Origin of the sequence: Micromonospora tarensis, from assembly GCF_016803395.1 — a bacterium.
In the GTDB taxonomy this organism is placed as follows: Bacteria; Actinomycetota; Actinomycetes; order Mycobacteriales; family Micromonosporaceae; genus Micromonospora; species Micromonospora tarensis.
Genome location: NZ_JAEVHL010000239.1, coordinates 1 through 10,123 on the forward strand (window position 1 = coordinate 1; position 10,123 = coordinate 10,123).

Annotated in this window: 7 protein-coding genes; 1 reads left to right on the top strand and 6 read right to left on the bottom strand. The window is 69.0% G+C overall.

Features of this window, described 5'->3' with window-relative positions:
• The first annotated feature begins 452 nt into the window (after nucleotides 1-452).
• Nucleotides 453-1,892, top strand: coding sequence for a S1 family peptidase (locus tag JM949_RS29450; RefSeq protein WP_238434108.1), 1,440 nt, complete (start codon nucleotides 453-455; stop codon nucleotides 1,890-1,892).
• Between the two features lie 78 nt (nucleotides 1,893-1,970).
• Here the strand turns inward: JM949_RS29450 and JM949_RS29455 are convergent, their stop codons facing one another.
• From JM949_RS29455 to JM949_RS29480, 6 genes are all read right to left on the bottom strand, one after another.
• On the bottom strand, nucleotides 1,971-3,374 hold the full coding sequence (locus JM949_RS29455) for a GH1 family beta-glucosidase (protein ID WP_203151416.1): 1,404 nt from the start codon (nucleotides 3,372-3,374) through the stop codon (nucleotides 1,971-1,973).
• Nucleotides 3,371-5,602 (bottom strand): alpha-xylosidase, encoded by a 2,232-nt coding sequence (yicI, locus tag JM949_RS29460; protein ID WP_203151417.1) that lies wholly within the window; start codon nucleotides 5,600-5,602, stop codon nucleotides 3,371-3,373. Before yicI ends, JM949_RS29455 begins: the two co-directional genes overlap by 4 nt.
• Entirely contained in the window at nucleotides 5,599-6,486 is an 888-nt protein-coding gene (locus JM949_RS29465) for a carbohydrate ABC transporter permease (RefSeq protein WP_203151418.1), read from the bottom strand. The genes yicI and JM949_RS29465 overlap by 4 nt, the downstream gene beginning before the upstream one ends.
• Nucleotide 6,487: 1 nt before the next feature.
• Nucleotides 6,488-7,456, bottom strand: coding sequence for a carbohydrate ABC transporter permease (locus JM949_RS29470; protein ID WP_203151419.1), 969 nt, complete (start codon nucleotides 7,454-7,456; stop codon nucleotides 6,488-6,490).
• Between the two features lie 67 nt (nucleotides 7,457-7,523).
• On the bottom strand, nucleotides 7,524-8,828 hold the full coding sequence (locus JM949_RS29475; RefSeq protein ID WP_203151420.1) for an ABC transporter substrate-binding protein: 1,305 nt from the start codon (nucleotides 8,826-8,828) through the stop codon (nucleotides 7,524-7,526).
• Nucleotides 8,829-8,904: 76 nt separating this feature from the next.
• Nucleotides 8,905-9,936: a LacI family DNA-binding transcriptional regulator gene (locus tag JM949_RS29480; RefSeq protein ID WP_238434110.1), complete on the bottom strand. Its 1,032-nt coding sequence runs from the start codon at nucleotides 9,934-9,936 to the stop codon at nucleotides 8,905-8,907.
• Nucleotides 9,937-10,123: the final 187 nt, after the last annotated feature.

The window sequence follows — 10,123 nt, forward strand, 5'->3', positions numbered from 1 at the left end:
CCTCCGGTCAAGGTGAAAGCGTCGCAACTTCCACCTCGCCGGAGGTCTCTTCATTTCTCAAGCCGCCACGCCGTGTCAACAACGCTCATGATCACTACACCTAGACGTTGCCGTGTCCCGACCAGGAACTCGCTGGTCGGCGGCGACCCTCGGTCAGGTCCGTGGGGGGCGGAGGCACCAGTGAGCGGTATACCTCAGCGTCATATTCATACCTCTGAGGTATACCGCTCAATAGCACACCGGCCTGGTGGCGGGCGCTCCACTCGGTAACCGTTTCCGCCAATCATCGGGAACGTCGATGTTGTGGGCCGACTTGCCTCACCACTAGCCTGTGGTTGCGCGGTCTCGCTGACACGGGGGATGTTGTGACATCGCCGTTGTTGCTTGCCTGTGCGCGCAGGCTGTCCATTCCGGCAGCCCAATTCTGGCGAAGCGGCAAACGGGGATGATTTATGAGGATTGTGAAAACGGGTTGGCGGGCTGCCTTGCCGCTCGTTCTGGTGGCGGCGGGTCTGACCTCGTCGGGGCTGCCGGCACGAGCGGCTGTCGGCGTCCCAGCCGCTGACGGCACATACCGCTTCGTGGCCAAACTGACGATTGGGCAGCCCGGTGCGGCGGGAAGCACCGCCTGCACCGGTGCGCTGGTCGCGCCCCAGTGGGTGGTTACCGCCAAGAGCTGTTTCGGCCCGTCTGGGGTGGCTTCGGGTCCACCGCCACGCCCGACGACGGTTACCGCCGGGCGCGCGAGTCTCAGTTCCTCCACGGGTGCTGTCGTCGCGGTCGACAGGCTGGTGCCACACCCAGGACGAAACGTCGTCCTTGCTCGGCTTGTGAACCCGGTAAACGACGTCACGCCGATCAGACTCGCCGCTGCCGAACCACGCTACGGGCAGGTGCTCCGTGTTGCGGGGTTCGGCCGGACCGCGACCGAGTGGGTACCCGACCGGATGCACACGGCGCAGTTCACGGTGGGACAGTGGGCCGACCAGACGGCGACGGTCTTCGACATCAAGGGCCGCGATCCGGTGAAGGCCAGCATCTGCAAGGGCGATGCGGGTGGGCCGGCCTTCCGTGAGCTCGACACGGGCCCGGAGCTGGTAGCGATCAACGGCACGTCCTGGCAGGCCGGATGCATCGGCGAAACCGAGACCCGCCAGGGTGCTGTCGAGATTCGTGTCGACGACCTAGCTGACTGGGTCCGTGGCAGCATCGTCGACTTCCCGCTCAACGACGGCTCGCTCTACCGGGAGCCGGCGGGCACGATCTCGGTCATCGCTGGAGGAGCACCGATCTGGTTCGACAGCGTTGCCGAGATCAGCTCCACGGGCTACAACCCCGCATGGGCCGACGTTCCGAACGGCACGTTCGGCCTGCTGCCGAGAGTCCCGCGCAACGGCACCCTGGTGTCCGGTCCGCAGCACGGCATCTACGTGGTCGCGGGCGGTGCGAGGATCTGGTTCAACAGTCCGCAGGAGATCGTCGACACCGGTTACGGCGGGGTGCCGCCGACGCTCGTGCCCACCCGTTACCTCGACAATTTTCCCACTGTGCCGCGTGACGGCACCGTGGTGTCCGGCCCGAATCATGGCATCTACGTTTTCGTGGGTGGCGCGATGGTCTGGTTCAACAGTCCGCAGGAGATCGTCGACACCGGTTACGGCGGAGTGACGCCGGCGATGCTGCCCACGCGGTACCTCGACAGCATTGGCGGGGTTCCCCGCGACGGCACGATGGTGAGCAACCCGCAGGGCGACGTCTATCTGATCGTCGGTGGCGCCAAGAAGCACTTCCGCACGTGGGACGAGATCGTCGAGAGCGGATACGTGGACGCGCCACTCACGGTTCTCCCGGCCCGCTACCTCGACGGGTTGCCGAACGCTTCCTCGGACTGACATGAAGGTCGACGGGCTGGATGGGCTCGGTCACAGCCGAACGCATCCAGCCCGTCGCTGTCTGACCAGGTCCGACCGTCAGGCGTCCGCGAGTCGACCGGTGGCGGCCAGCCGCTGGTACCAGTGGGCGCTGTCCTTCCAGGTGCGTACCTGGGTGTCGTAGTCGACCCGGATGATCCCGAAGCGGCGGTCGTAGCCGTAGCCCCACTCGAAGTTGTCGAGCAGCGACCAGACGAAGTAGCCGCGCACGTCCGCGCCCTGCGCGCGGGCGTCGGCCATCGCGCCGATGTGCCGGCGCAGGTAGTCGATTCGCCGGTCGTCGTGGATCCGGCCGTCGGCCGACACCACGTCGTCGAACGCGGCACCGTTCTCGGTGATCATCATCGGCTGGTTCGGGTACTCGCGGTGCAGGCGCAGCAGCAGCTCGGTCAGGGCCGGCGGGTCGATGTTCCACCCCATCGCGGTGTAGGGGCCGGGCTGCGCCAGGAAGTCGACATCGTCCGCGGCGACCCACGGCGTCGAGGTCGACGCGCCGTGCCCGTCGGCGTCGGAGCGGGCCGAGACCCCGTCCCAGGCGCGGACCAGGGTGCTGGAGTAGTAGTTGACCCCGAGCACGTCCAGCGGCACCGCGATCAGCTTCTCATCGCCGTCGCGGACGAACGACCAGTCCGTGACGGCGGCGGTGTCGGCCAGCAGATCAGCCGGGTACGCCCCGTCCAGCATCGGGCCGAGGAACGCCCGGTTGGCCAACGCGTCGATCCGGCGGACCGCGTCCCGGTCCGCCTCGGAGTCGGACGCACCCCGGACGACGTGCAGGTTCAGCGTCACCGACAGCTCGGCGGCCGGGGCCACCTCCCGGACCACCCGGCCGGCCAGGCCGTGCGCGAGGTTGAGGTGGTGCACCGCGGCCAGCGCCGCCGCCGGCTCGGTCCGGCCCGGCGCGTGCACGCCGGAGGCGTAGCCCAGGTACGCCGAGCACCACGGCTCGTTCAGCGTCGTCCAGGTGTGCACCCGGTCGCCCAGCGCGCCGACGATGCCCGCCGCGTACTCCTGGAAGCGCAACGCGGTCTCCCGGACCGCCCACCCGCCGGCGTCCTCCAGCTCCTGCGGCAGGTCCCAGTGGTACATGGTCGCCACCGGGCGGATGCCCCGCTCCAGCAGCCCGTCCACCAGCCGGGAGTAGAAGTCGATGCCCGCCTGGTTGAACCGGCCCGAGCCGCCCGGCTGCACCCGGGGCCAGGCGATGGAGAACCGGTACGCGTCGAGCCCGAGGTCGGCGATGTGCCCGAGGTCGTCGGCCCACCGGTGGTAGTGGTCGGCGGCCACGTCACCGGTGTCGCCGTTGAGCGTCCGGCCGGGCGTGTGGCTGTAGGTGTCCCAGATCGACGGCCCACGCCCGCCCTCGCTGACCGCGCCCTCGATCTGGTAGGCCGCCGTGGCCGATCCCCAGACGAAGTCGTCCGGGAAGTGGTGTTGCGTCATCGTTCCGTCCCCTGGATCTCGCAGATGTAGCCCGTCGAGGTGCCGGCGACCAGTTCGACACTGGCCGTCCCACCCTCGTAGCGCACGTCGAACTCGGCGCCCGGTCCGTTGCCGGGTGACGGTACCCGCACCCGGGTGCGCTGCCCCTCGGTCGGTGCGTACAGCCGCAACCGCACGTCGTCCGCCCACTCGTAGTCCGGACGGTCGGTGCGGGAGCCGAACGGGATGACCGCGCCGGGTCGGGCCAGCACCGGCAGGCTGTCGAAGCCGTGCTTCTCGGTCCGCCACGCCGGGCCGGTGACCTGCGCGCCGCTGACCAGGTGCGTCCAGGTGCCGGCGGGCACGTAGTACGTGACGTCGCCGTCGGCGCTGAACACCGGCGCGACAAGCACGTCCGGGCCGAGCATGTACTGCCGGTCCAGGTACGCCGTGGCCGGGTCGTCCGGGAACTCCACGACCATCGGCCGCATCACCGGCGTACCGTCGCGGTGCGCCTCCTCGGCGGCGGCCGCCAGGTACGGCATCAGGCCGAGCTTGAGGTGGGTGAAGTGGCGCAGCACGTCGACCGCCTCGTCGTCGTACGCCCACGGCACCCGGTAGGAGCCGGACCCGTGCAACCGGGAGTGCGAGGAGAGCAGCCCGAAGGCGACCCACCGTTTGAACACCGTCGGGTCGGGGGTGCCCTCGAACCCGCCGATGTCGTGACTCCAGTAGCCGAAACCGGACGCGGCCAGGGACAACCCGCCGCGCAGCGACTCGGCCATCGCGACGAACGTCGACTCGCAGTCGCCGCCCCAGTGCACCGGGAACTGCTGCCCGCCGGTGGTGGCCGAGCGGGCGAACAGCACCGCCTCGCCCTCGCCGCGTTCGGTCTCCAGCAGCTCGAAGACCGCCTTGTTGTAGAGGTAGGAGTAGTAGTTGTGCATCCGCTGCGGGTCCGAGCCGTCGTGCCAGACCACAGCGGTCGGGATGCGCTCGCCGAAGTCGGTCTTGAAGCAGTCGACGCCCATGTCCAGCAGCGCCTTGAGCTTGCCGGTGAACCAGCGGACCGCGTCCGGGTTGGTGAAGTCGACGAGCGCCATGCCGGCCTGCCACTTGTCCCACTGCCAGACCGAGCCGTCCGGGTTGCGGACCAGGTAGCCGGCCGCGCGGCCCTCCTCGAAGAGGTACGAGCGCTGCGCGATGTACGGGTTGATCCAGACGCAGACCTTCAGGTCACGCTCGTGCAGCCGGCGCAGCATCCCCTCCGGGTCGGGGAAGGTCGCCGGGTCCCAGACGAAGTCGACCCAGTGGAACTGGCGCATCCAGAAGCAGTCGAAGTGGAACACCGACAGCGGCAGCCCGCGCTCGGCCATTCCGTCGACGAACTCCGTCACGGTCTTCTCGTCGTACGAGGTGGTGAACGAGGTGGACAGCCAGAGGCCGTACGACCATGCGGGGATCCGGGCCGGCCGGCCGGTGAGCGCGGTGTATCGGCGCAGCACGTCCTTCGGGGTGGGCCCGTCGATGACGTAGTAGGTCAGCGACGGGCCCTCGACGCTGAACTGGGTCTGCGCGACGACCTCCGAGCCGACCTCGAACGACACGTGCTCCGGGTGGTCCACGAAGACCCCGTAGCCGGTGCTGCTGAGGTAGAACGGCACGTTCTTGTACGCCTGCTCGCTGGCGGTGCCGCCGTCGGCGTTCCAGACGTCGACGGTCTGCCCGTTCTTGACGAACGGGCCGAAGCGCTCGCCCAGCCCGTACACCGTCTCGCCGACACCGATGGCGAGTCGTTCGTGTACGTACCGACGGCCCTCGGCGTCGGTGACGACGCCGATGCTGCGCCCGGTGGACGCGGTCAGCGACCGGTCGCCGTGTCGGAAGTCGACCCGCCACCCGTCGACCAGCGCGACCCGCGCGGTCAGCTCGCCGGTGGTCAGCGTCGCACTGAGCCCGGTGACGTCGACGGTGACCGGGTGCGTCTCGTCGGTGCTCAGCCCGAAGTGCGGCTCTCGGGGCAGCCCGCCGGTGTGGTGGGCGATGGTCACCCCGATGACGCCCGGGGCGGGGGCGAAGAACCGGACGGTGACCAGGGGACGGTTGAGGGTGTCGCCGCGTCCGGTGAGCTGACCGGTCGGTGCGTAGACGGTGAAGCCGCGCTCGTCCGGCTCGACCGACTCCACGACGCCGGGGCGCAGGACGCTGACCCCGGGGCGCAGCTGCCAGTACCCGTCGGTGAACTTCACTTCTCGGCTCCTGCCGTGATGCCGCGCGCCAGGGTGCGCTGGAAGATGAGGAAGAACAGGATGGCCGGCACCAGGCTGATCAGCGCGCCGGCGTTCGTGGTCGGGGCGTCCATCAGCCGGTCGCCCTGCAACGACGCGAGCGCGACCGGAATGGTCTGCGTCTGGTTGTCGATCAGCATGACCAGTGGGATGAGGAACTCGTTCCAGGTCCAGATGAAGAAGAAGATGAGCAGCACGGCGAGGGTGGGCCGCAGGTTGGGGAAGACCACCCGCCACAGCACCGTCCACTTGCCGGCGCCGTCGAGCGCGGCGGCCTCCAGCAGCGAGCGCGGGAACGTGCCCAGCACCGAGGCGAGCAGGTAGGTGCCGAACGCGCTCTGGATCACGGTGAAGATGATGATCACCGAGAGCTGGGTGTTGTAGAGGCCGACCTGCTTCGCCACGTAGTACAGCGGGTAGATCAGCGCCTCCTGCGGCAGCATGTTGGCCAGCAGGAAGAGGCCGACGATCCAGAGCCGGCCCCGGACCCGGCCGATGCCCAGGGCGTACGCGTTGAGCAGCGAGACGACGACGCCGAGTACCGCCACCGAACCGGCGATGAGCGCCGAGTTCCACAGCTTCAGCGGGAAGTTCACGGTGGTCCAGTACGTGCGCAGACCCTTGGTGTAGAACTCCGTCGGCCAGCTCAGCGGGCCACCGGACGAGTAGTCGCCGGGCGACTTGAACGCGTTGAGCAGCATGAACGCGAACGGCACCAGCATGACGAGCGCGCCGAGGGTGACCAGGGCGAGCACCATCCAGCGGCTGACGCCGCGGTGGTGTCGATCGCGCACGGGCCGGGCCGGCGTCACCGGCGCGGTGCTCGGTGTGAGCATGACGGCCATCTCAGAACCCCCGGTCCCGGCGCTCGCTGCTGGCCTGCACCCAGATGAAGACCCCGGCCACCACCACGATGATCAGCGTCAGCACGGTGGAGATCGCCGAGCCGTAGCCGACCTGTAGCTTCTTGAAGAACGTGTAGTAGGCGAAGTAGGACGGCACGTTCGTCGCGTTGTCCGGCCCGCCCCGGGTCAGCGCGAAGATCGGCCCGAACACCTTCAACGCGGCGATGGTGCAGGTCAGCGCCACCACGAAGGTCTCCGGCCGGATCTGCGGAAGGGTGATCGCCCGGAACCGGTGCAGCCAGTTCGCGCCGTCGACCTCGGCCGCCTCGTACAGCTCGGGGTCGACCCGCTGCAACGCCGCCATGAAGACGACCACCGGGTAACCGATCTGCACCCAGATCATCACCGCCATCACGGCCGGCAGGGCGGTGCCCGGGTCGCCGAGCCAGTCGTGACGCAGCGCACCGAGACCAACCGCGTCGAGCAGGCTGTTGAACGCGCCGTCCGGGCGGAGGATCCAACCCCAGACGATGCCGGCCACCACGACCGGCAGCACCTGCGGCAGGTAGAACGCGGCCCGCAGGGCGGCGGCGGTGCGGGGCTTGAACCGGCGGCCGATGACGTCGAAGAGCACCGCGGCCAGCAGCAACCCGAGCACTGTGGGCACCACCACCATCGCGACGAGCATCCAGACGGTGTTGCGGAACGACGCCCAGAACACGTCGTCGTGCAGCAACTGCTGGTAGTTGTCCAGGCCGACCCACCGGGGGTCGCCGATGCCGGACCACTTGGTCAGCGACAGGTAGAGGGTGCCGACCAGCGGCGCACCGATGACCAGCAGGAAGAGCGCCGCTCCGGGGAGCAGGTAGAGCCAGTACGCCGCGTTGCGGCCGCGGCGTCTGCGGCGGGGCGCGGGCGGAGTGGGGGTCGCGGCCGGCGGTGTGGCGGCGACCGTCTCGGAGACTGCCATGGAAGATCCTTCCCGGCGGGACGGGCGGGCGCGCCGGTCGTGCCGGTCGCGCCCGCCGCTCGCCGTGTCACTTGCCGGTGATCTCCTTGACGCCATCGGCGTACGGCTTGGCGATCGTGTCGAGCACCTGGTCGGGCGACTTCGAGCCGTTGATCAGACCCTGGAAGCCGGAGACCAGCACGTCGTAGTAGCCGGGGACCGGCCAGTCCGGGTAGAAGGCGAGCCCGTCGGACTTGCTGACCGTGTTGAAGTCCTCGATCAGCTTCCGGTCCTTCGGGTCGCTGATCTTCGACGCGTCAGCGGCGACCGGAACCCCACCGTTGTTGCCGATCAGGTCCTGGATCTCCGGACGCAGGGTGATGTCGATGAAGTCGTACGCCAGGCTCTTGGCCTTGCTGTTCTCCGGGACCACCCAGAGGTTGCCGGAGGAGCCGGCCTGCAGGGTGTTGCCGGGGAAGAGGAAGGTGTCCCAGTTGGCCTTCATCTCGGTCTTGAACCGGCCGTACCACCAGCTACCCGAGACGATCATCGGCACCTTGCCGCCGATGAAGGCGGTGCCCATGTCCTCGGCCTTGAGGCTGGCCGAGTTCTTCGCGACGTAACCCTTGCGCACCCACTCGGCGAAGGTCTCCGCGCCGTACTTGAGCGGGTCGGCCTTGAAGTCGACCGGGTTCTTGTAGAGCTGGTAGTTGTCGACGAACTGCCGGTCGCCCTTGGAGAGCGCGAGCTGGTAGAAGAGCTGCCCGGCCGGGTACTCGGCGCCGGCCATGCCCAGCGGGGTGACGCCCTTGCCGACGAAGGTGTCCATCGCGGCGGTCAGCTCGGCCATGGTGGTCGGGACCTTGACGCCGTTCTGCTGGAACAGGTCCTTGTTGTAGTAGACAGTGACGTACTCGCCGTAGTTCGGCACACCGAACCACTTGCCGGAGCCCATCACGCCCTTGTCGCTGTACCGGGCCGTGGTCTGCAGGCTGGGGCTGAGCTTGCCGGCCCAGCCGCGCTTGTCCGCCTCGGCGCTGAGGTCGGCGAGCAGACCCTGCGAGGAGAGCAGGCCGGCGGTCGCGTTGCCCTTGTTGTACTCCATGATGTCCGGGCCCTCGGACGAGTTGATGATCATGCCCGCGTTCTGCTGGATCTGCTCGAACGCCTTGCGCTCGAAGCGCACCTCGACGCCCGGGTGCTCGGACTTGAAGATCTCGATCGCCCGGTCCCAGCCGACGCCCATGGCGCTGTTCTCGCTCTCGTAGTGCCAGAGCTTGAGGGTCTTGGCGTCGCTGTCGTCCCCGCTGTCCCCACCGCCGCAGGCGGCCACTGTGGTTGTCGCCGTCGCGGCCAGGGCGATCGCGGCGACAAGCCGGTGGAATCGCTGCATTAGCATCCTCCTCGTTGAGTATCTAGCCGGTACTTCACGGGGCCCGTCGTCGCGTTGCAGCGCGGCGACGGGCCAATTACTGATCAGCCCCCATCGGCTGGCGGCTTCGGGGCGCGGCAGTCGACCCCCGGACCTCCAACGCGCACGGCAACAGCTGCTGGTGGCGGTCGACGGCTGAGCCGTCCAGGTGGCGCACCAGCGCCTCGATCGCGATCCGACCCAACGCCGAACCGGGTGACGTCATCGCGGTCAGCGCCGGGGTGGCCAGCTCGGCCACCTGCGGCGAGGTGACCATCGAGACGACGGAGACGTCGTCCGGCACCGACAAGCCCCGGCCGGTGAGTTCGCCGAGGATGCCGAAGATCGCGGTCTCGTTCATGGCCAGCACCGCGGTCAGCTCCGGGGTCCGCGCGAACGCGGCCGCCAGGGCGGCGCGCCCACCGGCGGCGCTGTCCTCGGCCGCGATCATCACCGGCTCCAGGCCGTGCCCGGTCATGGCCGCGGTGAAGGCGTCCCGGGTACGCAGCGCGGGGCCGTAGCCGCTGGCCAGCGTGGCGGCCGAGTGGTTGACGTAGACGATCCGGCGGTGCCCGAGGCCGACCAGGTGCGCGACGGCCTCCCGCACGGTCTGGTCGAAGTCGATGTCGACGTAGGAGAGCGTGCTGGTGTCGCCGGTACGGCCGATCAGCACCAGCGGCACCCCCGCCTCCTGGAGCACGGTGACCCGCTCGTCGGCCAGTTGGACCTCCATCAGCACGACCCCGTCGAGCATCCGCTGGCTGGCCAGCCGACGCAGGTCGTCGAGGTTGCCCCCGCCGACCGGGGAGAGCACCAGGTGGTAACCGGCGGCGCTGGCCGCGGCGGCGGCACCGGTGACGAAGGCGGTTTCGGTGGCGCCGAGTCCGCGTTCGTCCATCGGCATCAGCAGCCCGAGGATGCGGCTGCGTCGGCTGGCCAGGCCACGCGCCATCGCGTTGGGCTGGTAGTCCAGCTCGGCCATCGCGGCCAACACCCGGTTCCGGGTGGCCTGCGAGATCGGCCGGGTGCCGGTGAGCACGTACGAGACGGTGCTGACCGAGACCTGCGCGAGGCGGGCGACGTCGTGCATGGTGGCCACCGCACACCTCCTCCGGCCAGGGTTGGAATCGCTCCCAACACGTCGTCGAAGCGTTTCGACGAAGCGGTTCGACAGGACGCTAGGCCACCTGTTACGGCGACGTCAATAGCCGATGTCGAAAAGAATTCAACGGCGGCCGGGCACCCCGCACCCGCCCCTGCTGGCCCCCGCGTGCCGT

What these genes read in the sequence shown, in the direction of transcription:
- JM949_RS29465 (WP_203151418.1), bottom strand. Translation starts at nt 6,486, where the DNA reads ATGGCCGTCATGCTCACACCGAGCACCGCGCCGGTGACGCCGGCCCGG.
- JM949_RS29475 (WP_203151420.1), bottom strand. Translation starts at nt 8,828, where the DNA reads ATGCAGCGATTCCACCGGCTTGTCGCCGCGATCGCCCTGGCCGCGACG.
- JM949_RS29480 (WP_238434110.1), bottom strand. Translation starts at nt 9,936, where the DNA reads ATGCACGACGTCGCCCGCCTCGCGCAGGTCTCGGTCAGCACCGTCTCG.
- JM949_RS29470 (WP_203151419.1), bottom strand. Translation starts at nt 7,456, where the DNA reads ATGGCAGTCTCCGAGACGGTCGCCGCCACACCGCCGGCCGCGACCCCC.
- JM949_RS29450 (WP_238434108.1), top strand. Translation starts at nt 453, where the DNA reads ATGAGGATTGTGAAAACGGGTTGGCGGGCTGCCTTGCCGCTCGTTCTG.
- JM949_RS29455 (WP_203151416.1), bottom strand. Translation starts at nt 3,374, where the DNA reads ATGACGCAACACCACTTCCCGGACGACTTCGTCTGGGGATCGGCCACG.